This is a genomic window from Bacillus sp. FSL R5-0654 (assembly GCF_038008745.1).
GTDB classification, from domain to species: Bacteria; Bacillota; Bacilli; order Bacillales; family Bacillaceae; genus Bacillus; species Bacillus safensis.
The window spans coordinates 1,040,049-1,064,577 of the sequence record NZ_JBBOZV010000001.1 but is presented as its reverse complement, the minus strand read 5'-3'; the positions used below and the strand labels follow the sequence as shown (position 1 = coordinate 1,064,577).

Here is a 24,529-nt window from a genome sequence, read left to right as displayed (position 1 = left end):
TTAATTTTAGTTATACTTTAATTCATATATTAAAACTTAATATGATGGGAATATTCCTTTAATGAATATGTTAGGGAGGAAATCTATGAAAAAATTAAAATTTGGATTGGCTACTCAAATCCTAATCGGTCTTATTCTCGGTGTCGTTGTTGGGGCAATCTTTTTCGGTAACCCAGGTGTCGAGACATACTTAAAACCAATTGGAGACTTCTTCTTAAGACTCATCAAGATGATTGTCATACCAATTGTCGTATCCAGCTTAATTTTAGGTGTTGCAGGTGCGGGTGATGGTAAAAAAGTAGGGAAACTAGGTTTTAGAACCATTCTTTATTTTGAAATTATCACAACATTTGCGATTGTCCTTGGTCTTGTCCTTGCAAACTTTGTACAACCTGGTGCAGGCGTTGACTTTGGACATGCAGAAAAACAAGATATTAGCCAGTATGTTGAAACGGAAAAAGAGCAAAGCAGCAAATCAGTTGCTGATACGTTCCTTCATATCGTTCCAACGAACTTCTTCCAATCATTGGCGGAAGGTGATTTGCTTGCGATTATTTTCTTCACTGTGCTATTTGCACTTGGCGTTTCAGCGATTGGGGAACGCGGTAAACCAGTGCTCGCCTTCTTCGAAGGTGTATCACATGCCATGTTCCATGTCGTCAATGTTGTGATGAAAGCTGCACCATTTGGTGTATTTGCACTCATTGGTGTGACCGTATCAAAATTTGGTCTTGAATCTCTTATTTCATTAGGTAAGCTTGTAGGTCTTGTTTATTTTGCGCTCGCTCTCTTCCTTATCGTTGTATTCGGAATTATCGGAAAGATGATTGGCGTCAATATTTTCAGATTTCTTGCTTACATGAAAGACGAAATGCTTCTTGCCTTTAGTACATCCAGCTCTGAAACAGTTTTACCAAGAGTCATGGATAAAATGGAGCGCATCGGATGTCCAAAAGGAATTGTTTCGTTCGTTATCCCAATCGGTTATACATTTAATCTGGACGGCTCCGTCTTGTATCAAGCCATTGCTGCGCTTTTCCTTGCACAGGTATATGGCATTGACCTTACGATCGTCCAGCAGCTTACACTAGTTCTTGTGCTGATGGTTACATCTAAAGGAATGGCTGCCGTTCCTGGTACTTCATTTGTTGTATTACTCGCTACATTAGGAACGATCGGTGTACCTGCTGAAGGTCTTGCATTTATTGCAGGTGTGGACCGTATCATGGATATGGCGCGGACAGTTGTAAACTTAACAGGAAATGCACTTGCAGCTGTTGTCATGTCTAAATGGGAAGGGCAGTATGACCCAGAAAAAGGACATCGTGTGATGACTGGACAAGAGGCACCTGAGCCAACACAGCTTTCAAGCTAATCAAAAAGAACCCCATCTATCAGGGGTTCTTTTTTTATGATGTGATTAATGGTGATTGAACATAGTAGTAAAGGAGATCCGCTGTATGGATAAGTGAATCTTCATGTGTTCTTTCAAAAGCATGCGAGGAGTCTATACCAGGACCAATCAGTCCATGAATGATATCATGCCCTGCTCTAATGGCTGCTGATGCATCAGAGCCATAATAAGGGTAAATATCAAGGCGGTAATCAATGTTGTTCTCTTCTGCTAATGCAGCTAAATGCTTGCGTAATCCATAGTGATAAGGGCCGCTCGAATCCTTTACACAAATCGATACACTATATTCATCTGTTGATTGACCGTCACCGATCGCACCCATATCTACAGCTAGATATTCCACTGTTTCTTCTGGAATATTCGAGTTGCCGCCGTAGCCAATCTCTTCATTATTAGAAATTAAGAAATGCGTCGTATGCGGCAATGTGATCTTTTCCTTTTGAATCCGGTGGATGAGACGCAAAAGCAGCGCAACACTTGCCTTATCATCAAGATGTCTTGATTTAATAAACCCTGAAGACGTCACTTCCACTCTCGGATCAAATGAAATAAAGTCCCCTACTTGAATGCCGAGTGCTTTGATATCGTCTGCGTTTTTCACCTTTTCATCGAGACGAATCTCCATATTTTCTTGATTTCGTTTCGCTTTTCCAGCATCCGCATAGACGTGTACGGATGTTTGATGCATAAGAATGGTCCCTGTGTATGTATGGCCTGATGCTGTTTCAATTTCACAATATTCGCCTTCAATTGAGTTATATTGAAAGCCTCCAATGAGTGCAAGACGAAGCCGTCCATTTGATTTAATTTCCTTAACCATCGCACCGAGCGTATCAACATGCGCTGTCAGCATGCGGTGTTCTTTGTCATCTGTCCCTTTGATGGTGGCAATTAATCCGCCTTTTCGATTTCGTTTTGTCTCAATATTCAAATCTTGTAAAAAACGTTCAACAAAGCCGATCACTTTTTCTGTATTGCCTGATGGACTTGGGATTGATACGAGCTTTTGTATCAGCTGAACGGTTTCGTTTACTTCAGTTGTCATTCGGCATTTCCTCCTTTGTCTGAAAGCAATTCCTTCCATGTATGCCTTTTTCAGCATCTCTTCTTAAAATATATCGCTTCAGGTTCGAGATGTCTAATTTCAAATGAAAAATCCTTCCTCTATAAAGAGAAAGGATTCATAGATTAAGCTTCGTCCTGTTTCATTTTTCTTACGTTCCAAGCAAAGTATGCTGTTGTTGCTGCCATCATGATGATCGCAACTGTTCCAAGAATCGCTGCTTGGTGCCATAAATAGCTGTCATCACCGCTTGCAATGATCGTTCTAAATCCGTTGATGGTATACGTCATTGGAAGCAGACTATGAATGACTTGGAAGAATTTCGGCACAAGCTCAAGCGGGAATGTACCAGCACTTGCTGCGAGCTGAAGAACCAAGATAATAACGGCAATGAAGCGTCCTGGGTTCCCCATAGTTGTCGCCAGCAGCTGAATGATCGCTAAGAATGTCAGACTGACGATAATCGCAAAGAGATAGAAGCGCCAGAGGCTTTCCACCTCAAGACCAAGCCCAAAGATGAGCATGGAGCTTGCAATGACTGCTTGCAGGATACCGACAAAGAGGAGCACACTATATTTGCTGAAAAACCATTCAAACGCATTTCTAGGGCGTCCAGCAGGGTCTTTCATTGGGAATACAACAGTGAGCATGAGAGCCCCTACAAAGAGTCCCATCGATAAAATATAAGGTGTGAGCCCTGTACCATAATTATCGATCTTTTTCGCTGTATCATTTTCTGTTTTCACAGGACTCGCAATCATATTGTAATTGTCTTGACCCGCATCAATTTCTCCTGTTTCATCAGCGGCACTTTTTAATTTATCGGACAGCTTACCTGTACCGCTCTTTAAATCTCCCAATCCTTTATCGAGTGATTTTGAGCCTTCAGCAAGCTTAGATGTGTTGCTTTGGATATTCGTTGAACCACTTTCCAGCTTATTTAACGCTGCACTAAGCTGGCTTGAACCATTCGCAAGCTTATCTGCTCCGCTTTTCGCTGTATCAAGCTTTCCATTTGCTGTTTGCAGACCATCTTGTAATTGGCCTTGACCTGTTTGGAGCTTCAGTGCACCTTGATACAATTTATTCGTACCAGATGTCATTTGATCAATCGCATTTTGTATCGCGACTGTAGACGTGTACAGCTGTTCCGTTTTCTTTGGCAGCTGTTTGACTTGCTGCAGCTGAGCTTTTGCAGAAGCAACCGCAGATTGAACCTCACTAGCATCAGGCAGTTCCTGCAAGGCCGCTAAGCTTTGTTCAAGTCCAGACAGATCAGGCAGTTCGATTTTAGGCAGACTGTCAAGCTGATCCATTGCCGCCTTTTTCTCTTCATCTGTCATTGAGCTGTTTTGGATGATGCTTTTTACTTTAGCATCTCGATTCGATAACGCTTCTTTTAATGAAGCCAGTTTTGTACTAAACGTTTTTGCGTCTTTTTTCACCTGATCAAGTTTAAGCGCCATCTTTTCAAGATTCGCTAATTCTGGTGAAGACAAGACTTTTTCTACTGCTTCGATTTTTTCTGAAAAAGATTGTGCTTTGTTGTTTAGCTGCTCAATGCCCGCTGTAAATTGCGGCATTTTAGAAGCGAGCTGCTGATGACCTTCGCGGCTTGTGTTTAGCCCTTCAGTCAATGTATCAATCCCTGTACCAAGCTCTCCAAATTTCTGATCGATGGTTTGATAGCCTGTTAAGAGCTGGCCAAGACCGCTGTCAAGAGATTGTATCCCTGTGTTCAGTTCACCCATTTTACCAGCAAACTGATGAACACCTTCGCTATAGGTTAACGTTCCCTCAGCCAATTTTGCTAGATTTTCTTTTAATTTGTTACTGCCATCTTTTGCATTTTTTGTTCCGTCATCAATTTTCTTCGCACCATCGCTTGCTTGATCTAAGCCTTTTGCAATCGTTTTGAAGTTATCAAAAATGACCTCTGCGTAATTTTTTGTGACTTCCTTTGAAACCGAATCTTTTAATTTGATAATGGCATTATTCGCAATTTGTGACGCCGCATAGTTGGCGCCTGGATTCGTATAATATTTCAGATTCGATTTTTTCGGATGTTTATCAAGGACTGTACTTGCATTTTTCGAGAAATCCTTTGGTATTTCCACGACGAGATAATAATCCTCGTTATTTAATCCCTTCAAGGCTTTTTCTTCACTATCGACAAAGTTCCATTTGAAATTATCATTTTTCTTTAATTCCTTCACTAAATCATCGCCGACATGCAGTGTTTTTCCGTCATAATGACTGCCTTCGTCCAAGTTGACAACCGCTACAGGCAATTGATCAACTGTACCATATGGATCCCAGTACGCTTTTAAAAATACGCCGCTGTAAATCAGCGGAATAAATAAGACAGCGAAAATCGGGATCAGTAGTTTTTTGCTCGTCACAATGTCTTTCCATTGATTCCGAATTAAATTCATTGCTGTTTTCCTCCCATAGATGAATGACTAAATTTAGAATTTGGTCATTTGAACTTAAAAAAAATTATGTTGCGGCTAAAAGTCCTTTGAGTACATAAAGCTCCAGCGACTCGGCCACCTCTTCTTTTGTTAAAGGCTCGTATCGCTTTTCCCAATCAAAAATAAGTGCAATATATAGTTTCACCATCACAAATGCAGTCAATTCAGGATCACATGGCTTAATATCGCCTTTATCAATCGCTTCTTTTACTTTCGTTTTAATATAGCGAATGATCATTTGCTCCATCTTCTCAATCATTTCCTTGACCGCTGACGTGCCAAGCTCCGCATTTTCCTGAAAGATTTTGATTGTGAGCTGGTGGTTTTTTCGAAATTCCAATATTGCAAAGAGTGCTAAATGAAGGTTTTCAGAGAAACTTTTCTCCTCATCCATTGCTTCATCCGCAATTTTCCTCATCTCCATTAAAAGGGATGTAAAAATTTCATCGAACAGCTCTTCTTTGTTTTTGAAAAAGGTATAAATGGTTCCTTTTCCGACATTGGCAAGCTTCGCCACAAGGTCCATTGTGGTGGCTTTATACCCGAATTGAGTAAATGCCTTCGTAGCCCCGTCTAAAATCATTTGTCTCCTATCAACACTCATGATCTCACTCCCAAAATGACTATTTGAACGTTTTGGTCATTAAGTACAGAAAGTAATATACCATATCCTTTTCTCCAGATGCAACAACTTTGTTCAGTTTTATGATTCACAACTCTTTTTGAATTATTCGAACATGAAAAACTCCCTTTCCTTGATAGAAAAGGGAGTTTGTTTTATGAAAATAGATAGGATACAGCCTCTGAAATGGCAGCTTTTCCTTGATCAATACAATCAGGGATTCCGACACCTTCAAAAGCAGCACCTGTGATATAAACACCAGGATATGATTGCTTAAACGTTTCTCGCATGTTCGAAATGGCTTTTTGATGACCGACGTGATATTGCGGCATGCTCGTCTTCCAGCGAGTCACTGTCGTCAGTTCTGGATCTGCTTTAATATCCATAATTTTCTTCAAATCCTCCAGCACAATGCTGACGATTTGATGGTCTGACTGCTCGACAATTGATTCGTCGCCAGCCTTCCCTACATAAGCACGCAATAGCGTTTTTCCTTTAGGAGCTGTATGCGGCCATTTTTTGTTCGTCCACGTACAGGCTGTAATAGAGAAATCACTGTTTCTTGAGATGACAAAACCAGTACCGTCATATTCATTATGAACATCCTCTTCTTTAAAACCGAGTGCAACCGTTGCAACAGAAGTAGATGTCATATCATGCAAGTACTCAAGCCCCGCTTCTTTTGGAAACATGGAATAGATCGATTGATGCGGAGTTGTCACAATGGCTGAATCAGCAAAAAGCGTTTGACCGCTGTCTAACTGCACACCGTAGCCCCCATCTGTTTTTTCAATCTGCTTCACTTTTGTCCCTTTATAAATCGTTGTCAGCTTGAGCTTGCTTTCTACTGCTTCAACAAGCGCTTGAAGTCCTTGATTGATCGTTTGGAACTGCCCTTGTTTTTTCGCTGTCACTTGCTGCGCTTTCGCATGCTGCTGTGATTTTTTCATCCCAAGAATCAAACTGCGATGCTTTTGTTCTGTTTGATAAAACTGCGGGAAGGTGGACATTAAGCTGAGACGGTCAATGTCACCTGCATAAATGCCTGATAGAAGAGGTTCGATTAAATTCTCAACTACTTCATCACCGACACGTCTTCTAAAAAATTCACCGAGCGACTGATCTTCTGTTTGCTTGCTTTTTGGCAAGACGAAATCCATTGCGGCTCTCGCTTTTCCTGCAACTGAAAAAAGACCGGTTGTGATGAATGGGCTGATTTGAGTTGGAATACCCATGACAGCGCCTTTTGGCATCGGGTGAAGGGTTTCATTGACTAGTACATATGCCTGCCCTGTTTCATTATTGACGAGCTGATCTGCGAGACCCACATCCTTCGCCAGCTGCGGTCCACTGACCTTTCTTTCTAAAAATGAATCAGGTCCACGTTCAATGATGTAGCCGTCTTTATATAATGTTTGGATTTTTCCACCTAGCCTAGGGCTCGCTTCAATAAGAGATATTTGAATGGGAAGACCTTTTTCTTCGACTTCCTTTTCCAAATAGAAGGCGGCGGCTAAACCAGTGATGCCACCGCCAATGATGACAAGGTGTTTTTGATTGTCATGCATAGGATCGCCTTCTTTTATATAATTACTTGCTTTCGTCAAGCTTCTTTAATACGACAGTTGCGAGGGCATCAATAAATGCTGGTTTCGCATTTGGCATTTCTGGTCGATAGTAGGCTGCACCGATTTCATCTGTCACGACTTTACATTCATAATCGTTGTCGTATAACACTTCAAGATGGTCAGCGACAAACCCAACAGGCACATATACGAACGTTTTATAGCCTTTTTGTTCGAATAGGTCCCGTGTTAAGTCTTGAACGTCTGGTCCAAGCCATGGATCAGGCGTGTTGCCTTCGCTTTGCCAGCCAATTTCATAATGTTCAATTCCTGCACCTTCTGCAATCATTTTGGCAGATTGTGCGAGCTGATCAGGATATGGATCTCCTGCTGCAATAATCTTTTCAGGAAGGCTGTGTGCAGACACAATGAGTACGGCTGATTCTCTTTCCTCTTCACTCATTGATGCATACGTATCCTTCACTTGTTTCACCCAATAGTCCACAAACTTCGGCTCATCGTACCAGCTTTCCACAGACGTCATCTTCAGATTGCCAAGCTTGTCTGCCTCATCTTGTGCACGCTTGTTATACGATTTCACGCTAAAGGTTGAAAAATGCGGCGCAAGAACAATACTCACTGCTTCTGTGATGCCGTCCTTGTGCATCTCTGCAACTGCATCCTCAATGAACGGCTCAATATGCTTTAAGCCAATGTAGACATGAAATTCAATGTCGTCTTGGATGTCGTTCAAATGATCACACAAACCATTTGCCTGCTGTTCGGTAATTTTTGATAAAGGAGAAATACCGCCGATTGCCTTGTAGCGATCCTTCAAATCTTGCAGCATCTCTGGCTCCGGCTTTCTGCCTCTGCGGATATGTGTATAATAACGCTCAATATCTTCTTCTTTATATGGGGTGCCATATGCCATGACAAGAAGTCCCATTTTCTTTTTCTCCACAACCAACACTCCTTCAGATCATTTGAAATAGTTTAGATGGATGATTTTTTATGTTTCGCTGAATAATCGTGAATAAAATCTGTCAGCTTCTTTAACGTATCTGGTGAAACATCTGGAAATACCCCATGACCTAAGTTAAAGATAAAGTGATCTGATTTCATTCCTTGATCTAAAATATCTTTTGCTCTCTCTTCAATGACTTCCCAAGGAGCAAGTAAAATAGTTGGATCAAGGTTCCCCTGTAACGTTTTTGTGAGCCCTTCTTTTCTTGCTTCGTCTACACTCATACGCCAATCTAGTCCAACCACATCAAGCGGCAGGTCATGCCAATCTTTCGCTAAATGGCTTGCACCAACTCCATACATGATCATTGGGACGTTTTCAGACTTCAGCTCTGTGAAAATTCGCTGCATGACAGGCTTAATGAATGTCCGGTAATCTGCTGCATTTAAAGCGCCAACCCATGAGTCGAAAATTTGAAATGCACTGACCCCGGCTTTTACCTGCGCACGTATGTACGTGATCGTCATATCAGCTAACTTGTTCATGAGCAGCATCCACGCCTCAGGATCACTGTACATCAGCGCCTTTGTTTTATGATAATTTTTAGATGGACCGCCTTCAATCATATAGCTTGCCATCGTAAATGGTGCGCCAGCAAAACCGATAAGCGGAACATTCAGCTGCTCCTTCGTTAAAAGCTGAATGGTATCAAGCACATATGGCAGGTCTTCTTCAGGATGAAGTTCCCCAAGACGTTCAATATCTGCTTTAGATCGAATCGGTGCATCAATCACAGGTCCAATTCCATTTTTAATTTCTACGTCCACTCCAATAGCCGGAAGCGGGGTCATAATATCTTTATATAAAATAGCGGCATCTACACCATATTGTTCTACAGGAAGTCTTGTTACATAAGCACATAACTCTGGCTGATGCGTAATTTCAAATAGCCCGTATTTTTCTTTAAGGGCACGATATTCAGGCTGTGAGCGTCCTGCCTGTCTCATATACCACACTGGTACATGGTCTGTTTTTTCCCCTTTACACGCCTTTAAGAACGTGTCATTAAAAACCTTCGTTTTTCCCATTACCTTTCATTCCACCTTTCGCCTTATACTCTCTTTTTGTACAAGGCTCAAACCTGCTTTTACTATACCGTTTTTTCAAGGCACGGTATACTAAAGCGGCTCAATGTTCAAAAAATCGCCGAATATTAACGTCCAAAAGCCTCTGGCTTGACATATGGACTGCCTTCTCCTTCTTCTTGCGTTTGGGTATTATATGGAACAACCTTATACTCTGCATTTGAAAATACATTGGCATACGGCATTGTATAGCTGTCCACGCCTGTCACTGTGTCGATCAGCGTCTCGCTTCCATTTCTCTTTTCATAGATGCGGTATTCAATGCGTTTATCCTCCTGATTGTCCCAAGACAGCTCTAATGTAAACAAGCCTTTGATTTTAAACGCATAGCGAGCTTCAAATCCTGATAATCCCTCTAAATGGATGGGCGACTCGAGCTCTTTAATCCCCTCTGGTTTTTCAAACGTTTCATTGGTGATTTGAGCTGCTGTTAAAATATCTTTAAACAGCTGCACAGGGTATTGACTGCCTCCAGTTAAATAGTGGCTGTTATCTGTTTTGTCATACCCCATCCAAATTGCACCCGTTGTACTAGGCGTATAGCCGGCAAACCAAGCATCCTTTGTTGCACCTTTCACACCTGAATATGTGGTCGTACCTGTCTTACCTGCTAAATCTCCAGCGTATGAACCGCTCTGGGCTGTTCCGCCCTTGACGACTTGCTGGAGCATTCTTGTCATATTCCAAGCATTCTGCACACTAAATACTCGTTCTTGCTGACTACGATTCTTTTCTACAGTTTCTCCTTCATCATTGGTGATTTTTTGAATAAAGAAAGGCTTTTTATATACACCTTCATTTGCAAAAGTATGAAAGGCTCCAGCGATCTGTAATGGAGAAACTCCTTTTTCTAAACCGCCAAGTGCAATAGCTAAGCCTTTATCCGAGATATCTATCCCCATTTTCTCGAGATATGATTTCGACGTATCAATGCCCAGCTGGCTTAATGTCCACACAGCAGCGGTATTTTTACTTTTCATGAGGGCTTCCACCATTGTGACCCTGTCTTCATACTGCCCATCGTAATTCTTAGGTGAATAGCCGTCATAGCTTTTTTCTTTGTCTTCAAGCAGTGAATAAGGTCTGAATTTTTTCTCCTGCATTGCCGGGCCGTAGACTGCGATCGGCTTAAAAACAGATCCCGGCTGCCTAACAGCTGTCACCCTGTTGTAGCCTCTTGCCTGATATTCTCGTCCCCCGATGGCTGCTTTCACTCCACCAGACTCGTTATCAATGAATACGGCGCTGCCTTCCGGAGAACCGCTTTTTCCCGGGAAATAACGGTTGTTCTTCATCGCATCATAAGCGGTTTTTTGCAGATTCATATCAATCGGAACTGTAATGGTATAGCCGCCTTGAAGCAATTGTTCATGCGAAATGGCATACTCTGATTCTGCTTCTTTAATAATGAGATCAACATAGCTGTCCACCCAAGGCGTTTCTGATTTCTTTTTTAAATGAATGCCTAGTGTTCTCCCTTTTGCTTCTACTGTTTCTGTTGAAGACAAATATCCTTGTTCGTTCATTAAATTCAGGATGGTGTCCCGCCTCTGTTTATTTTTATCAGGGTGTAAAACAGGCGAGTAAGAAGATGGTGCCTTTGGCATCGCAGCGAGTGTGGCACCTTCGCTGACCGTTAAATCTTTCACATCCTTACTAAAATAATAATTGGCTGCTGCCTGAATACCATAAACACCATGGCCAAAGTAAAGCTGATTCAAATACATCTCTAGCAGCTTATCCTTTGAATAATCTCTCTCTAAATTAATGGCAATAATGACTTCTTTCGTTTTTCGAAGAAAGGTTTTATCATTTGTGAGAAAAATATTTTTTGCGAGCTGCTGGGTAATTGTACTGCCGCCCTCTACCTTCCCTCCTGCTAATATATCTCGATAAACCGCCCTTGAAATAGACTGTGCATCAATTCCGTGATGCTCATAAAAACGCTTGTCCTCGACAGCCACAAAAGCTTTTGCTACTTTATCAGGCACCTCTTTTAATGACACAGGGTCCCGATTTTCTGAATACATGCTTGTGAGTTCTTTTCCATTCTGATCAATGATTTTGGAGGAAGCGTGAAAAACAAGCTTCTTTTCATCTATGACATAATGTCCTAAAAATAAAATCGTCAGATAGCCAATGAATGAGAGTACGATTGTACTTCCTGCAATGACTAATGGAATGATTATCTTCTTTTTCTTCAAATTAGGTCACCTCATTCCTTTATACGGATAGTATGGGATGTATTGCTTCATAATATGTTTTATGGATTGACTGCCAAAGAATTATATATCATTCTTTTGTTATACTATCAAGCAGGAGGCGGTTTAGATGAATTTTTATATTACATATGGAACAGCAGATTTTTTGCATAAAATCGCAAAGAAACACCATCTGGAAAATCTGCTTTATATGGTCGGAAAAGAACAAGCAGCTCTTTTTCATGAAACGGAGGGTGAGACTGTATTTAAAGCCCCTCATGCCTATGATGTGATTTATGCGAAAGGCGAGCTTGTCCAATCTGGTTTCGTCACCTTGAATCATATCCCTGTTAAGCTTGAAAGCAGAGCACTGTTTGAATCCACCTTTCAGAAAAAGACGAACATCTCAGAACATCAGCGCGGCTTCCAGGCTATTCGCGTTTTAAGACCTCAAAAAGATGAAGAAGTTTATTTGATTTTGACACTTTGGGAATCAGAGGACTTATTTCAAGACTTTCAAGAATCAGAAGCATTCTTTCAGCCACACGAAGATACAGGCTCCATTTTCTCTCGTCCAGCTTACCTCACATCCTACCATGCCGTCACAGACAATTAAGGAAGTGCTGCTCTCAGCACTTCTTTTTTTCATCAAAAAAAGCCCAGTCGCCTGGGCTCTTCATTTTATGAACTTGATTTCAGCTCGTACCGATGAATGATCGGCTGAAGCACATAGAAATTCAGCAATATCCACCCTAATAAGACCGGCCACTTCAACATAGGTGAAGCACCTTTCAATTGAATCAGCAGCACCAATAGTGGAATCAAGCAGATCATAAAAAAACTCATTTTTGAGACAAAGGTTTCTTTGATTTGATGCCGGCAGCTTGGACACATCATCATTTTCGTATGTGATAAATGAAATTTTTCGACGAAAGAAAATGTTTTTGAACAATTTGGACAGCTTCCCAACGCTACTCCTCCCTTTCCCTACTTCATATCAACTTCGACTTTTATGTAAAATGACCTTTTGATACTGACCACGAAATCCTCTTCTGTTGAAAGATTCTAACAATTACCATACAATCAGTAAAAGAGCATGAAGGAGGTTTTCGATTCAATGACAATATCCACTTTACAAAAAAGCATCAATGAACGTCTTGATGAACATTATGAGGAAATGGTTGAAATTAGACGCCATCTCCATATGAATCCTGAACTTTCTTTTCAGGAAGAAGAAACAGCCGCTTTCATCGCCAGCTACTATGATACATTACAAATACCTACGCGCACCAAGGTGGGCGGTCATGGCGTACTCGCTTTTATTGAAGGAGCTTCTCCGGGACCAACCATTGCCCTCAGAGCTGATTTTGATGCACTTCCCATCCACGATGAAAAAGATGTACCTTACAAATCAACAAAGCCTGGTGTGATGCATGCGTGCGGTCACGATGGGCATACTGCGACACTTCTTGTATTAGCAAAAGTCTTGCATACGCATCGTGATCAATTAAAAGGAAAGATCGTCCTCATTCATCAGCATGCCGAGGAATATGCTCCCGGCGGTGCAAAACCAATGATTGAAGACGGCTGTTTAGACGGGGTCGATGTGATATTTGGTACGCACCTTTGGTCTTCAGAGCCTTGTGGCACGATTCTTTATAAAAGCGGGAACTTTATGGCAGCGGCCGATCGTTTCTCCATTCAAGTCCAAGGGAAAGGCGGACACGGCGCCCAGCCTCATTTAACCAAAGATGCCGTACTCATCGGTTCACAAATCGTCGCAAACCTGCAGCAAGTCGTTGCACGTAAAGTCAATCCAATTGATTCTGCTGTTGTTTCTGTTGGAGGTTTTGTAGCGGAGAATGCCTTTAACGTTATTGCAGATTCAGCTGTTTTAACGGGTACTGCACGATCCTTTGAAGAAAGTGCACGGCATATCATCGAACGAGAAATTGAACAGGTGGTAAAAGGGGTATGCCAGATGCATGATGCTGCCTACACATATGAATACGTAAGAGGATACCCAGCTGTCAAAAACCATCCAAAGCCGACTGAATATATTGCTGGCATCGCAAACCAGACAGAAGGTGTCACAGAAGTAAAAGAAGCGGAAACCCAAATGGGCGGAGAAGACTTTGCTTACTACCTTCAGCATGTCCCTGGTACCTTCTTCTACACAGGCGCCATGCCCGAAAACAGCCAGGACGTGTATCCACATCATCATCCAAAGTTTGATATCAACGAAAAAGCAATGCCTATCGCAGCAAAGGTTCTCGCTAACGCCGTTCTTTCCTACAATGAATAAAAAAAAGCCGCTGTCATCAGCGGTTTCAGCGTGTAGACAAACCCTCGCATTCGGTGTCAGGTCTGCGCTCCGGTGCTCACGAATGTCAAATTCGCTCCGCTCCGCTGCTCGTCCTTCCTAGACTGCAAAGGTTTTCTATCACGCTGTGCTGAAAAGAAGACAAAGGGCTAAAATAAAGATTATTTTAGCCCTTTGTCAACAATCTAAAGCCGCTGTCATCAGCGGTTTTTCTATTTCATTTCTTTCAATATTCGCAAGTGAAACACATGGCGTGCAACCTCTCCGAGCTGTCCTGTCAGCTGATGATTTGCCACCCCGCCAACAGCGGCTCCGACGACCGGCATTAATTGAAACAGCTTTACAAGATCAATGTAATCTCGATACTCCTGCTGAAAGCTGTACCAATCCATTTCCTCGCGGCTCGTTTCCCAATCATCTATGATCTTCATCATTTTTTGACGATGGGCACTGCTGGAAAAGGCGAGCTGAAATATACAGAGCAAAAAGAGTCTTTCCTCCTTTTGAGATAAATCAAAGCCATAAATACACGCCAGCTCATAAAGGCATTTCATCTTTATGCTCAGCAGCAGCGGAAAGTCTGCCATACCGAGGAATAAACCGCCTGCACCTGTTCCAATCCCTTCGATAGCAGCCGCCTTTTGGTAATACTTCACTTTATCCTTTGCCAGTTCATTTCGTTCTACAATAGATAATTGTTCATCAATCACTGAAAATGAAGTAAAGTGTGATCCTGATACGGTGGATTCAACCATTGTTTTGACTGCACTTGTGATGACTTGATGGAACCTGGCAGGAATTCGGCGGTTCACCTGCTGCTGAACTCCTTTTGAAAACCGTTCGATCTTTGAAGGTTTTCTTAAAAAACGTGTTTGAAAAAGAATGGCTTCTTCATACAACTCCCGTTCAGTTGCATTCATCCAGTCCCCTCCTTGATGTCATCATACGCTCGCTGTAATCTCCACTTATCTCATCTTTTTTAACCTGCTTTGTACGTAAGGCTTAAAGAGGACAAGCACAAACGCAACAGAAATGAGAAGGGCAAGTCCGCTTCCCTGCCAGCCCCCTGCTGGAAGTACCGCACAGCTCAGCAATATCGATTGGATGATGAGCACATTACGGACGAGAACAAAAAAGCTTCGATCCTTTTCCTTTTGAGAAACTGGATAAAGTGCCTGTAATGAAAGATGAGCAAAGTGCTTCGTTAACGGCACAAGTTGTACACCTGTGATAAATACTGTGAACAAGACTAGTAACGCACCCACCCAGCCTGCTGCACCTGTATACAAAATAATCAGGACAAACACGGCCGTTAATCTAAACACCAGACCAAAATAGTCATTTGAGCGTACAAACGCCCTCACATACATATAAGAAAAAGTTTTACGCTGATCGTAAGGAACAAACTTCAACATCCAGTCCATGTATGCTCTTCTTTTCACCTGTTTCTTTAAGTGAGGCACATCGGTAAATAAGTTGGCCAAACGATAAAAGCGCTGCTTCCGTTTTAATTCATCAGAAATATGCATTTCCCATTGAAAAGGCTGTTTTTTCACTGCATTTGTTAAGTAGACGAGATAGACACCGTAGATAAGATAAAAAACGATTGCAATCACATAGGCTGCCTGTAAGATGGTGTAGATCAACATCATATTTAATAGAAAACGAAGGGCTGCATCGAGCCATCTCACGTGTTTTCCTTGAAAATAAGTCATTCTCCATTGAAGGGCTGTATTCAGGCCCTTTATTAAGATCATTTGCGCCAATATCAGCACATACCCCGTGATGCCTCCTGAAGACACCGCCGAATAAAGCGGAAGTGCGACAATGGATACAGCAATGAGAGGAAACAGCTGAGAAATGAAGCTAAAGTTAAACGCTTGTTTTAAGTAAGGCTCCATCTTTCCTTCCAACGGAAGCAAAAACACGAGATCGGCTTCTTTAATCAACGTACGTACGTATGAGCTTGTAAGTACCAATGAGAAAACAACTGCCATCACCCAGTAAGATGGGAAGTGAGCCGGAATATGTTTGAGCCAGCTGCTGTACCAGCTTGCTCCGCCTGCAAGGAAAAAAATGAGCACAATGACAAGATGATCGTTGAACATGTATTTTAAGTATTTTCTTGTTTCTTGTATGTGTTCCTCTAATCTTGATTTCCAAATAGTAAGCGTTGTTTTACTCATAGCTTTCTTCCTTTGTTAATTCCAAATAAAGATCATCGAGTGTCGCATCTCTCATATCGAACTGTTCTCTCAGCTCTGCCAGTGTTCCTTTCGCTCTGATTTCCCCTTCGTGCAAAATAATGAAGGAATCACAATAGCGCTCAGCTGTCGCTAAAATATGCGTTGACATCAGGACACTAGCGCCGCTTTTCTTCGCTGCATTCATCCGTTCAAGCAGTGCATTGATTGCAAGAGGATCAAGCCCTAAAAACGGTTCATCGATGATATACAGCTCTGGTTCCACAAGGAATGCACACATAATCATGACCTTCTGCTTCATTCCTTTTGAAAAATGAGCAGGGAACCATTTCAGCCTTTTCTCCATTCGAAATTCTTTCAGCAATGATGGCAGGCGTTCGTCTAATTGTTCCTTTGATAGACCGTAAGCCATCGCTGTCAGCTCTAAATGCTCTTTTAACGTTAATTCTTCATATAAAACAGGTGTTTCAGGAATAAATGTAAATTGTGAACGATACGCCTCTTGGTCGTCTTGAAGGGTTCGTCCATTCAATTCAATGACACCTTTATGCGGTTTCATGAGCCCGATAATATGGCGGATGGTTGTACTTTTCCCCGCCCCGTTTAAGCCAATGAGACCGACGATTTGATTTCTTTCTAATTCAAATGAAATATTTTTTAGAACGGGATTCTTCGTATATCCGCCCGTTACATCTTTTACAGTGAGAAGGGACATGAATTCGTTCCTTTCTTTCTTTTTTCCTTTATAGTAACAAAAACGAATGATAATTTGAAATGTTTACCTATAGACGAGTCATGAATAAAAAATAGGCGCTTTGGTCATCATAATGTATGTAGAAGAAATGAACTTGATGACCAATAAGTAAATGAGGTGTTTGTTAAAGGCAAAGAACCGCATGACAAGTTGGTTTTTCATCTAAAAACCTTAGCTTCTGTTTTGCTTCACTGATTCTTGATTTTTGTGTCCTATACAATATGTATTCGACAAACCAAAACGTCAAATGAGGTGTTTACGGCAGAAATAGCAGGCACATGAATTCTTTATTTCAGTAAATAGAGAATTCAAAAGGCATTCGAATGAAAGCATCAGCATTTCTTCTGCAGGAGCAGGATGAGCGACCAAAGGAGTTCGCTTGTCCTGTTTTCTTTTTTGCTTCTTTTTGTGATACGATAAAGGAAAAATAATGAGGAGTGACATGGCGTGAGCGACTGCATTTTTTGCAAGATCATTGATGGAGACATTCCATGTGCAAAAGTATATGAAGACGAGCATGTATTGGCTTTTCTTGATATCAGCCAAGTAACAAAAGGACATACCCTTGTAATCCCGAAAATACATAAAGAAAACATCTATGAGATGACACCAGAAGTGTCTAACCACTACTTCCAAGCGATTCCGAAAATTGCAAGGGCGATCAAACAGGAGTTTGAACCAATTGGGTTAAACCTCCTGAACAACAATGGTGAAAAAGCCGGTCAATCGGTGTTCCATTACCATATGCATATCATTCCGCGCTACGGAAAAGGCGATGGCTTTGGTGCCGTATGGAAATCACACCAAGATCAATACACGTCAGAGGATTTAAAAGACATTTCTTCTGCCATCCACACGCGGCTTACCTCATCTTAACAGGTGAGGTTCAGCGTGTAGACAAACCCTCGCATTCGTTGTCAGCTCTGCGCGCTGGTGCTCACGAATGTCAAATTCGCTCCGCTCCAGTGCTCGATCTTCCTAGACTTCAAAGGTTTTCTTTCACGCTGAAAAAAAGACAAAGGGCTAAAATAAAGATCATTTTAGCCCTTTGTCAACAATCTGTACCTCATCTTAACAGATGAGGTTTTTCTTATTTTTGCCCCTTTTCATTGCTTCCATCTCCTAATAGTAAGATATTTTGAACGATTCAAATTTTTTGTCCAAATGCTTCAAATTTGTGATAGGATGGTTTTATCTTTTGATCCATTAACGCGAGAAATAGGGAGAGATTGTGATGAAGCGAACGACAAATTTTAATGCTGGTCCGGCGGCACTGCCGCTAGAAGTGCTTCAAAAAGCACAGGAAGAACTTGTTGATTTTAAACAAACTGGGATGTCTGTGATGGAGCTTTCTCATCGCAGCGGTGAGTATGAAGAAGTCCACAATAAAGCAAAAGCGCTTTTGGTGGAACTGATGGACATTCCAGAAGATTATGAAGTCCTCTTTTTACAAGGCGGAGCTAGTCTTCAATTTGCGATGATTCCTATGAACTTCTTACATGAAGGCGAAACAGCTCATTTCATTCAAACAGGCGCTTGGTCAGAAAAAGCATTGTCAGAAGCAAAAGGGTTTGGTCAGACATCTGTGCTTGCTTCAAGTGAAGATGACAACTACTCGTATATTCCAGAAGTAGATACTTCCGGTTTAACAGATGGTGCTTACTTACACATCACATCGAACAATACGATCTTCGGTACTCAGTGGAAAACGTTCCCGCACACGTCACTGCCGCTCATTGCGGATATGTCCAGTGATATTCTCAGCAAAAAAATAGACGTTTCTTCATTTGATCTCATCTATGCTGGGGCACAAAAAAACCTAGGGCCTTCAGGTATCACGATTGTGATTGCACGCAAACGTTTATTAGAGAAAGAGAAAAGCAGCACGCCGAAAATATTAAAATATTCAACACACGCAAAAGCCAATTCTCTTTATCATACACCACCGACTTTTGCGATTTATATGCTGTCACTTGTCCTTGAGCATGTCAAACAAGCTGGCGGTGTAGAAGCAGCGGAAAAACGCAATGAACAAAAAGCAGGCATTCTCTATGATACCATTGATCAAAGCGGCGGCTTTTATCAAGGACATGCGCGCGCTGACAGCCGTTCACATATGAATGTCACCTTTACTCTTCGCGATGATGCACTTACTTCTTCCTTTGTGGAAAAAGCAAAGCAAGAGCAAATGGTTGGACTTGCCGGCCACCGTTCTGTCGGTGGATGCAGAGCATCTATTTACAATGCGGTCTCAATTGAAGACTGCCAAAAGCTTGCGGACTTTATGAAAAAGTTCCAGCAAGAAAATGAGTAAAAAGGCTTTTCTATAGGGAAATAAATTTGTTATAATAACGAGAAATATAAAGTCATGACTCTTGCAATAAATGATGAGCCATATTATTGGAGAGTCCTATAAGAGCTTAGCAGAGGAGAGCATAGAAATGAAAACAAAAGAATTAGTGATTATGTCATTGCTTGCAGCAATGGGAGCTGTCTTGCATACGATTTTCCCGCCCATCTTTTTCGGAATGAAACCTGATATGATGCTGGTCATGATGTTTTTAAGCATCATCCTTTTCCCAAAGGTACAGCATGTTGTCGTGATTGCGCTAGTGACTGGCGTTATTTCTGCATTAACAACGGGATTCCCAGGCGGACAAATTCCGAATATGATTGATAAGCCAGTGACAGCCTTTATCTTCTTAGCCCTTTTCTTATCTTGCTTGAAGATAAAGAACAAAGTCGTGCTGACCGCTGTATTAACTGCGATTGGAACCATCGTATCCGGCGTGATTTTCTTATCTGCCGCTTTACTGATCACTGGACTGCCAGCTGCATTACCGGCACTTCTTGTGGGTGTTGTCCTGCCAGCAGCCGTGATTAATACCATCGCTATGGTATTTGTCTTCCCAATTGCTCAGTCCATTCTGAGACGTGCAAGAATGATAGAAGTTGCTTAACGAATAACCGAACCTCTTCATGATAGATGAAGAGGTTTCAGATTGTTGACAAAGGGCTAAAATGATCTTGATTTTAGCCCTTTGTCTTCTTTTCAGCGTGATAGAAAACCTTTGAAGTCTAGGAAGGACGAGTACTGGCGCGGAGCGAATTTGATATTCGTGAGCACCAGCACGCAGGACTGACAAAGAATGCGAGGGTTTGTCTACACGCTGGAACCTCTTCATGATAGATGAAGAGGTTTTTTCATGCTTTTATAAAAGAAAAAGGGTCAGCAGCAAAATGAGGAGCGAAATTCCTGCACCAGCCGCACACACAAGTGCTTTTTGCTTTAAAACATGTTTTGGCGGATAAGACCCTGCATACCCAAGCTGTCTTGCATAATGAATAGAACCACCTGTAAAAACGATGACGATACACATAAAAACGAACAGAAAGACAGACAACCTTCTCCCCTCCCTTTTCTTCAAAAGTATGCTAAAATAAAGCAAGCTATGTATGGAAGTTCAATGAAGCTGATCGTCAGCTCAGAGAGAACATGCGAATGTGTAAAATTTGACTAGAGGTGATTTGAATGGCTAGTGGACGTTCTTTATTAACAGGATTATTTGTAGGCGGTCTCCTCGGAGGTGCGGCAGTGCTCCTGACGACTCCCTCTTCTGGCAGAGATGTGCGCGGAAAAGTGAAAGACGGCTATGACAAATTCGAAGATACGCTGACAAAATTAAAAAGAGATGGACAAGCTTTAAAAGAGCAAATTGTGGAAACAGCAAAAGAAAGCGCAGAGGTGATTAAAGAAGTCGGGTCTGAATTGCAAACATCGATTCAGCAATGGCGCGAAGAAATCAAACCTCATCAGCAGGACTTACAAAAGGAAATTCAGGAAATTGAGGAAAAGCTCAAACAACTGGAGAAAACCTTACAAAACTAATATACTCACAAAAAAATATTCGTTTACAAAAGTGTGCGGGGTGCGTATCCCGCACTTTTTTTGTTGAAAAAAGGTTATTTTGACAATGTTTTTCATGACTTTTAAAAATTCTTGAATTTTCAGCTTTATTAATCTTTATTTTATTGGCATAATAGAATTACAAGAAAAAGAGAAGTAGGTGAAATGGATGAATCATTCGGAACAGCCTTTCGATGTAAAAGAAGCACTTTTATTCAGTCAAAGAATGGCCCAATTGAGCAAAGCTCTTTGGAAATCCATTGAAAAGGACTGGCAGCAGTGGATCAAACCGTATAACCTAAATATCAATGAACATCATATTTTGTGGATTGCGTATCAATTAAAAGGAGCTTCAATATCAGAAATTGCAAAGTTTGGCGTCATGCATGTATCAACGGCGTTTAACTTCTCCAAGAAACTGGAGGAACGAGGATTTTTAAAATTTTCTAAAAAGTTAAACGATAAGCGCAATACGTATATTGAGCTAACGCCAAAAGGCGAAGAGACATTCCATAAACTACTCGAAGATTATGACCCGGCCCGAACTGGTATTGTCAAAGGCGCACAGCCGCTTCATGACATTTACGGAAAGTTCCCTGAGATTTTAGAAATGATGTGTATCATCCGTAACATTTATGGTGAGGATTTCATGGAGATTTTTGAGAAATCGTTTTCAAACATTGAGAAGGACTTTTTGAATGAGCAAGGAAAAGTCACAAAAAAGACTGAGGAACTTGAAAACTCAGCTGAGGCAGCAGAAAAAGCGTCTAAAACAAATCAAATTGTTTAATGATCTTTATAAATTCATTCATTAGCGGCTGAAAGAGCCCTTGATCATGCAAAGCAAATATCGTCTCATGAACATCCAGCTTTTCAATTAACTGTCCCGCAAAGAGCGCAAGGAGATCGTCAAACATGACGTAGCCTTGTGCTTTTTGCTTATCCATTTCCTCTGTAAGCTCAGCACAAATACGCTCAATTTCCTCTGCCTCTTCTTTCGATACACGCTGCCTGATCAATAACGCATAATATGGATAACGGCTCATATCGGTTGCCGTCAATAAAAGTTCCATATAGTATTCTAGCTGGCTCATTCGTTCCTCAATACTCATGTACGTTCCCTCTTTCTCTTAGTCCTTCTATTTTAGCCGAAATTACTCATTGACGAAAGAGACGAACCTCCCCCTTCAGTTCTTTTTTCTTGAAAAATCCAAAGTTTCCTCTCTTTATTCCATATGAAGGCATCATTTTATTTTTTTTCATCAAAACCATTGATTTTTATCCTCAGGAAGAGTAAATTATCTTGAGATATTCAATTCGATTTTTAGATTGGAAGGATGAAAAATGAATTGTTGGAAGACCATTAATCTTGAAAAGGATTATGGTTATACGAGAATGATGATTTCTGCCATAAGTCTTGCTATCCTTTTTTTCATTATGGCATTTTTATGTTTTCAACTGACTCATCCTGAAACGAGGCTAAGCAGCCATAACGCACCGCTTTTTGCCGTGCTCTTACTTGTGACTTTGCTTGTCCACCGTGTGGTTCACTTGATCCCAGTGATGAAAAATAAGAAAAAAATGACGCTATTGATGAAACGAAATTGCTGGCAGCGCGTACCTAAGAAAGTGATGCTTTTTTCACTTCTCAGCCCGTTTTGTGTCATCTCACCGGTTTACTTTGTGTTAGGCGTGGCGTTTCCTATGTACGCACACTATTTTATCATCATCGCAAGTATACATGCAGGCTATTGTTTGCCTGACTTTTTATTTGCATGGAAGCTGCTCAAAGCACCTAAATCCTGCATCATCGATCAAGCTCAAGACGAGTTTGATATTTTAGTTGACCAAACTTCCTCATCATGAGGTTTTTAAAGCCAACTTCTATCTTTTTCATAAAAAATTTGGTAATGTAGTATGGGAATAGCATAGAGAGGGGGGATCTCCGATAGTTTTATTTTACTTCATCGTCTTTGCCGCGTTTATTGTGTATTCAATAAACAGGCTTACTAATACATTATGCCTTGTCAGAGAGATTCCTGAAGAACGGCAAGATAAGGTGTTTCGCTTTATCAATGTATCAATACTGATCTTACTTATCTCATCATTTGTTGAAATTACCATTTCCATTTAAGATCAAAGCAAAAGCTGCCAGTTTGAGGGCAGCTTTTTGTGTATATTTTAATTAGCAAATCCAAGATGCACCGATGATGATCAATAAAATGAATAATACGACGACTAGTGCAAAACCGCCAGCAAAGACTTCTCCTCCCATGTGAAAACACCTCCTGCCAGTTCTTCCTCTGTTCTAAGCTCAGTGTATGCAGAAAAATAAAAAACGTTTAGGCACCTGTCATCGTTTGAAAAAAGAACCGCCCTCACGCACGGCAGGACGGCTCCCTTCTGTCACAGCGATTTAATTAGTAAAGATATGCTGCACCAACGATGATCAGCAAAATGAATAGCACGACCAATAAAGCAAACCCATTAGAATATCCTGCTCCCATATAATTCAGCCTCCTTTTTGTGATCACTATATGTGTATGTCGCGCGCAATTTTTTGACTAGACGAATGCCCTTCCATTTGCATTTCTTTTTACAGCGTGTCACAATATGTTATGATACAAGCAATGATAAATAAATTGGAAAGATTAGGAGTGTTTTTTGAATGAAAAAAATGGCTTTAGCAGCTGTAACAGCAGTAAGTGTTTTAACTCTTGGCGCATGCAGTAGCGGTGATAAAGATGTGATCGCCACAACGAAATCAGGAGATGTCACAAAAGGAGAGCTTTATACAACTCTTAAGAAACAAGCAGGTGGAGATGCTCTAAACCTACTTGTTCAACAAAAGGTTCTTGCTGACAAATACAAAGTATCTGATAAAGAAATTGATAAGAAATTGGAAGAATATAAAAAGACACTTGGTGAAGATCGTTTAAAACAGCTTCAAGATGAATTCGGTAAAGATTACATCAAAGATCAAGTGAAATATGAGCTGCTGACTCAAAAGGCTGCCAAAGCTAACATCAAAATCACTGATAAAGAAGTAAAATCGTATTACGATGACCTTAAAGGAAAAATCCGTGCAAGCCACATTTTAGTAGCTGATAAGAAAACAGCTGACGAAGTGGAAAAGAAATTAGATAAAGGTGAAAAATGGGATTCCCTTGTCTCTGAATATTCAACTGATACTGCTTCAGCAGCACAAGGCGGCGATGTAGGCTGGTTCGCAAAAGAAGGTCAAATGGACGAGAACTTCAGCAAAGCTGCTTTCAAACTAAAAGTAAATGAAATCAGCAAGCCAGTAAAATCCCAATTCGGCTACCATATCATTAAAAAGACTGAAGAACGCGGTAAATATGATGACATGAAAGCAGACTTGAAAAAAGAACTGCTTGACCAAAAACAAGCAGACACAAATGAAATCCAAAACATCTTAAACAAATTAGTAAAAGATGCTGATGTGAAAGTAAAAGATAAAGAGCTTCAAAAAACGTTCAAAGAAAAATCTGAACAGCCTGCACAAAATCAGCAGACACAACAGAACCAGTAATCACAAAAAACCCCTCTGCCGTAATCGTGCAGAGGGGTTTTTGTATGACGAGATTAAGCAATTGAATGATCTTCATGTGCAGCAGTATCCTGTGATCTTTTTACCTGCTGATTCTGGCGTCTGCGCTCTCTTTCCTGTTCCATTCGCTCGATAAATATTTCTCCTTCCTTTTCAATAAAGGATTGATCAATTTCTTGCTCCTCTTTGGCTGTTGTCATTAATTTATACGCACAGAAAATAATGCCGATAATACATGCATACACCCACCACGGAAAAAACAACATTTTTTCATCGCCTCCTTTTCTTAAGGACATTCCTCTCTTCCTTTGTGTTATAT

The 24,529-nt window shown here is 41.1% G+C and carries 27 protein-coding genes; 11 read left to right on the top strand and 16 right to left on the bottom strand.

Annotated elements, in window-relative coordinates; genetic code table 11:
* Window positions 1-85 precede the first annotated feature (85 nt).
* Window positions 86-1,375 (top strand): cation:dicarboxylate symporter family transporter, encoded by a 1,290-nt coding sequence (locus NSS76_RS05190; RefSeq protein WP_024425470.1) that lies wholly within the window; start codon window positions 86-88, stop codon window positions 1,373-1,375.
* Between the two features lie 34 nt (window positions 1,376-1,409).
* On the opposite strand, the gene NSS76_RS05185 is transcribed toward NSS76_RS05190, so the two are convergent.
* From NSS76_RS05185 to NSS76_RS05155, 7 genes are all read right to left on the bottom strand, one after another.
* Window positions 1,410-2,459 (bottom strand): M42 family metallopeptidase, encoded by a 1,050-nt coding sequence (locus tag NSS76_RS05185; protein WP_257802776.1) that lies wholly within the window; start codon window positions 2,457-2,459, stop codon window positions 1,410-1,412.
* Between the two features lie 143 nt (window positions 2,460-2,602).
* Window positions 2,603-4,912: a YhgE/Pip domain-containing protein gene (locus tag NSS76_RS05180; protein WP_257802777.1), complete on the bottom strand. Its 2,310-nt coding sequence runs from the start codon at window positions 4,910-4,912 to the stop codon at window positions 2,603-2,605.
* Window positions 4,913-4,976: 64 nt separating this feature from the next.
* Window positions 4,977-5,555, bottom strand: coding sequence for a TetR/AcrR family transcriptional regulator (locus tag NSS76_RS05175; RefSeq protein ID WP_024425467.1), 579 nt, complete (start codon window positions 5,553-5,555; stop codon window positions 4,977-4,979).
* 173 nt (window positions 5,556-5,728) lie between these two features.
* A complete protein-coding gene (hemY, locus tag NSS76_RS05170) occupies window positions 5,729-7,141 on the bottom strand; it encodes a protoporphyrinogen oxidase (protein ID WP_044333704.1) in 1,413 nt (470 codons plus the stop codon).
* 22 nt (window positions 7,142-7,163) lie between these two features.
* On the bottom strand, window positions 7,164-8,102 hold the full coding sequence (hemH, locus tag NSS76_RS05165; protein WP_024425465.1) for a ferrochelatase: 939 nt from the start codon (window positions 8,100-8,102) through the stop codon (window positions 7,164-7,166).
* Between the two features lie 32 nt (window positions 8,103-8,134).
* Window positions 8,135-9,193, bottom strand: coding sequence for a uroporphyrinogen decarboxylase (gene hemE / locus NSS76_RS05160; protein ID WP_024425464.1), 1,059 nt, complete (start codon window positions 9,191-9,193; stop codon window positions 8,135-8,137).
* A 125-nt stretch (window positions 9,194-9,318) separates the two neighbouring features.
* The gene (locus NSS76_RS05155) at window positions 9,319-11,454 is read right to left on the bottom strand and encodes a transglycosylase domain-containing protein (protein ID WP_341081100.1); all 2,136 of its coding nucleotides are present in this window, start codon (window positions 11,452-11,454) and stop codon (window positions 9,319-9,321) included.
* A gap of 127 nt (window positions 11,455-11,581) precedes the next feature.
* Between NSS76_RS05155 and NSS76_RS05150 the strand changes: the two genes are divergently transcribed.
* Window positions 11,582-12,067, top strand: coding sequence for an antibiotic biosynthesis monooxygenase family protein (locus NSS76_RS05150; protein ID WP_024425462.1), 486 nt, complete (start codon window positions 11,582-11,584; stop codon window positions 12,065-12,067).
* Between the two features lie 65 nt (window positions 12,068-12,132).
* On the opposite strand, the gene NSS76_RS05145 is transcribed toward NSS76_RS05150, so the two are convergent.
* Window positions 12,133-12,285 (bottom strand): hypothetical protein, encoded by a 153-nt coding sequence (locus NSS76_RS05145; protein ID WP_224426392.1) that lies wholly within the window; start codon window positions 12,283-12,285, stop codon window positions 12,133-12,135.
* A 283-nt stretch (window positions 12,286-12,568) separates the two neighbouring features.
* Here NSS76_RS05145 and NSS76_RS05140 point away from each other — a divergent pair, with 283 nt between their 5' ends.
* Window positions 12,569-13,756 (top strand): M20 family metallopeptidase, encoded by a 1,188-nt coding sequence (locus tag NSS76_RS05140; protein WP_024425461.1) that lies wholly within the window; start codon window positions 12,569-12,571, stop codon window positions 13,754-13,756.
* Between the two features lie 230 nt (window positions 13,757-13,986).
* On the opposite strand, the gene NSS76_RS05135 is transcribed toward NSS76_RS05140, so the two are convergent.
* The 3 genes from NSS76_RS05135 to NSS76_RS05125 are packed head-to-tail and all read right to left on the bottom strand — an operon-like array spanning window position 13,987 to window position 16,693.
* Window positions 13,987-14,694 (bottom strand): EcsC family protein, encoded by a 708-nt coding sequence (locus NSS76_RS05135; RefSeq protein WP_341081097.1) that lies wholly within the window; start codon window positions 14,692-14,694, stop codon window positions 13,987-13,989.
* 45 nt (window positions 14,695-14,739) lie between these two features.
* A complete protein-coding gene (locus NSS76_RS05130; protein WP_332284667.1) occupies window positions 14,740-15,960 on the bottom strand; it encodes an ABC transporter permease in 1,221 nt (406 codons plus the stop codon).
* Window positions 15,953-16,693, bottom strand: a complete 741-nt coding sequence (locus tag NSS76_RS05125) for an ABC transporter ATP-binding protein (RefSeq protein ID WP_024426563.1) — start codon at window positions 16,691-16,693, stop codon at window positions 15,953-15,955. Before NSS76_RS05125 ends, NSS76_RS05130 begins: the two co-directional genes overlap by 8 nt.
* A 486-nt stretch (window positions 16,694-17,179) precedes the next feature.
* Here NSS76_RS05125 and NSS76_RS05120 point away from each other — a divergent pair, with 486 nt between their 5' ends.
* The 3 genes from NSS76_RS05120 (at window position 17,180) to NSS76_RS05110 (ending at window position 19,692) form a co-directional block, all read left to right on the top strand.
* A complete protein-coding gene (locus NSS76_RS05120) occupies window positions 17,180-17,608 on the top strand; it encodes an HIT family protein (protein ID WP_024425457.1) in 429 nt (142 codons plus the stop codon).
* A gap of 358 nt (window positions 17,609-17,966) precedes the next feature.
* Window positions 17,967-19,046 (top strand): 3-phosphoserine/phosphohydroxythreonine transaminase, encoded by a 1,080-nt coding sequence (gene serC / locus NSS76_RS05115; RefSeq protein ID WP_044333715.1) that lies wholly within the window; start codon window positions 17,967-17,969, stop codon window positions 19,044-19,046.
* Between the two features lie 127 nt (window positions 19,047-19,173).
* Complete coding sequence (locus tag NSS76_RS05110) at window positions 19,174-19,692, top strand: tryptophan transporter (protein WP_024425455.1); 519 nt, start codon at window positions 19,174-19,176, stop codon at window positions 19,690-19,692.
* A 252-nt stretch (window positions 19,693-19,944) separates the two neighbouring features.
* Here NSS76_RS05110 and NSS76_RS05105 read toward each other — a convergent pair whose 3' ends face one another.
* Window positions 19,945-20,136: a hypothetical protein gene (locus tag NSS76_RS05105; RefSeq protein ID WP_024425454.1), complete on the bottom strand. Its 192-nt coding sequence runs from the start codon at window positions 20,134-20,136 to the stop codon at window positions 19,945-19,947.
* 128 nt (window positions 20,137-20,264) lie between these two features.
* Here NSS76_RS05105 and NSS76_RS05100 point away from each other — a divergent pair, with 128 nt between their 5' ends.
* Together NSS76_RS05100 and NSS76_RS05095 are read left to right on the top strand one after the other, a co-directional pair.
* Complete coding sequence (locus NSS76_RS05100) at window positions 20,265-20,621, top strand: YtxH domain-containing protein (protein WP_024425453.1); 357 nt, start codon at window positions 20,265-20,267, stop codon at window positions 20,619-20,621.
* A gap of 187 nt (window positions 20,622-20,808) precedes the next feature.
* A complete protein-coding gene (locus tag NSS76_RS05095; RefSeq protein ID WP_024425452.1) occupies window positions 20,809-21,429 on the top strand; it encodes an HTH-type transcriptional regulator Hpr in 621 nt (206 codons plus the stop codon).
* On the opposite strand, the gene NSS76_RS05090 is transcribed toward NSS76_RS05095, so the two are convergent.
* Window positions 21,407-21,751, bottom strand: a complete 345-nt coding sequence (locus NSS76_RS05090; protein ID WP_044333717.1) for a YhaI family protein — start codon at window positions 21,749-21,751, stop codon at window positions 21,407-21,409. The genes NSS76_RS05095 and NSS76_RS05090 overlap by 23 nt on opposite strands.
* 232 nt (window positions 21,752-21,983) lie before the next feature.
* Between NSS76_RS05090 and NSS76_RS05085 the strand changes: the two genes are divergently transcribed.
* Complete coding sequence (locus NSS76_RS05085; protein ID WP_024425450.1) at window positions 21,984-22,505, top strand: DUF3267 domain-containing protein; 522 nt, start codon at window positions 21,984-21,986, stop codon at window positions 22,503-22,505.
* 82 nt (window positions 22,506-22,587) lie between these two features.
* Window positions 22,588-22,773 carry a hypothetical protein gene (locus tag NSS76_RS05080; RefSeq protein ID WP_072368131.1) on the top strand — a complete coding sequence of 62 codons (186 nt, stop codon included), beginning with the start codon at window positions 22,588-22,590 and terminating at the stop codon, window positions 22,771-22,773.
* A 51-nt stretch (window positions 22,774-22,824) separates the two neighbouring features.
* Here the strand turns inward: NSS76_RS05080 and NSS76_RS05075 are convergent, their stop codons facing one another.
* Both NSS76_RS05075 and NSS76_RS05070 read right to left on the bottom strand, forming a co-directional pair.
* Complete coding sequence (locus NSS76_RS05075) at window positions 22,825-22,914, bottom strand: YjcZ family sporulation protein (RefSeq protein WP_017360317.1); 90 nt, start codon at window positions 22,912-22,914, stop codon at window positions 22,825-22,827.
* 145 nt (window positions 22,915-23,059) lie between these two features.
* Window positions 23,060-23,146: a YjcZ family sporulation protein gene (locus NSS76_RS05070; RefSeq protein WP_008361129.1), complete on the bottom strand. Its 87-nt coding sequence runs from the start codon at window positions 23,144-23,146 to the stop codon at window positions 23,060-23,062.
* A 161-nt stretch (window positions 23,147-23,307) separates the two neighbouring features.
* Between NSS76_RS05070 and NSS76_RS05065 the strand changes: the two genes are divergently transcribed.
* A complete protein-coding gene (locus NSS76_RS05065) occupies window positions 23,308-24,192 on the top strand; it encodes a peptidylprolyl isomerase (protein ID WP_024425449.1) in 885 nt (294 codons plus the stop codon).
* A 53-nt stretch (window positions 24,193-24,245) separates the two neighbouring features.
* On the opposite strand, the gene NSS76_RS05060 is transcribed toward NSS76_RS05065, so the two are convergent.
* Window positions 24,246-24,476 carry a sporulation YhaL family protein gene (locus NSS76_RS05060; RefSeq protein WP_024425448.1) on the bottom strand — a complete coding sequence of 77 codons (231 nt, stop codon included), beginning with the start codon at window positions 24,474-24,476 and terminating at the stop codon, window positions 24,246-24,248.
* Between the last annotated feature and the right edge of the window lie 53 nt (window positions 24,477-24,529).

Coding starts and splice junctions, on each gene's coding strand:
- NSS76_RS05175 (WP_024425467.1), bottom strand. CDS start 5,555: ATGAGTGTTGATAGGAGACAAATGATTTTAGACGGGGCTACGAAGGCA.
- NSS76_RS05065 (WP_024425449.1), top strand. CDS start 23,308: ATGAAAAAAATGGCTTTAGCAGCTGTAACAGCAGTAAGTGTTTTAACT.
- NSS76_RS05150 (WP_024425462.1), top strand. CDS start 11,582: ATGAATTTTTATATTACATATGGAACAGCAGATTTTTTGCATAAAATC.
- NSS76_RS05090 (WP_044333717.1), bottom strand. CDS start 21,751: ATGAGTATTGAGGAACGAATGAGCCAGCTAGAATACTATATGGAACTT.
- NSS76_RS05070 (WP_008361129.1), bottom strand. CDS start 23,146: ATGGGAGCAGGATATTCTAATGGGTTTGCTTTATTGGTCGTGCTATTC.
- NSS76_RS05100 (WP_024425453.1), top strand. CDS start 20,265: ATGGCTAGTGGACGTTCTTTATTAACAGGATTATTTGTAGGCGGTCTC.
- hemY (WP_044333704.1), bottom strand. CDS start 7,141: ATGCATGACAATCAAAAACACCTTGTCATCATTGGCGGTGGCATCACT.
- NSS76_RS05125 (WP_024426563.1), bottom strand. CDS start 16,693: ATGTCCCTTCTCACTGTAAAAGATGTAACGGGCGGATATACGAAGAAT.
- NSS76_RS05060 (WP_024425448.1), bottom strand. CDS start 24,476: ATGTTGTTTTTTCCGTGGTGGGTGTATGCATGTATTATCGGCATTATT.
- NSS76_RS05190 (WP_024425470.1), top strand. CDS start 86: ATGAAAAAATTAAAATTTGGATTGGCTACTCAAATCCTAATCGGTCTT.
- hemE (WP_024425464.1), bottom strand. CDS start 9,193: ATGGGAAAAACGAAGGTTTTTAATGACACGTTCTTAAAGGCGTGTAAA.
- NSS76_RS05180 (WP_257802777.1), bottom strand. CDS start 4,912: ATGAATTTAATTCGGAATCAATGGAAAGACATTGTGACGAGCAAAAAA.
- NSS76_RS05140 (WP_024425461.1), top strand. CDS start 12,569: ATGACAATATCCACTTTACAAAAAAGCATCAATGAACGTCTTGATGAA.
- NSS76_RS05130 (WP_332284667.1), bottom strand. CDS start 15,960: ATGAGTAAAACAACGCTTACTATTTGGAAATCAAGATTAGAGGAACAC.
- NSS76_RS05185 (WP_257802776.1), bottom strand. CDS start 2,459: ATGACAACTGAAGTAAACGAAACCGTTCAGCTGATACAAAAGCTCGTA.
- NSS76_RS05075 (WP_017360317.1), bottom strand. CDS start 22,914: ATGGGAGGAGAAGTCTTTGCTGGCGGTTTTGCACTAGTCGTCGTATTA.
- NSS76_RS05110 (WP_024425455.1), top strand. CDS start 19,174: ATGAAAACAAAAGAATTAGTGATTATGTCATTGCTTGCAGCAATGGGA.
- NSS76_RS05095 (WP_024425452.1), top strand. CDS start 20,809: ATGAATCATTCGGAACAGCCTTTCGATGTAAAAGAAGCACTTTTATTC.
- NSS76_RS05145 (WP_224426392.1), bottom strand. CDS start 12,285: ATGATCTGCTTGATTCCACTATTGGTGCTGCTGATTCAATTGAAAGGT.
- NSS76_RS05085 (WP_024425450.1), top strand. CDS start 21,984: ATGAATTGTTGGAAGACCATTAATCTTGAAAAGGATTATGGTTATACG.
- serC (WP_044333715.1), top strand. CDS start 17,967: ATGAAGCGAACGACAAATTTTAATGCTGGTCCGGCGGCACTGCCGCTA.
- NSS76_RS05135 (WP_341081097.1), bottom strand. CDS start 14,694: ATGAATGCAACTGAACGGGAGTTGTATGAAGAAGCCATTCTTTTTCAA.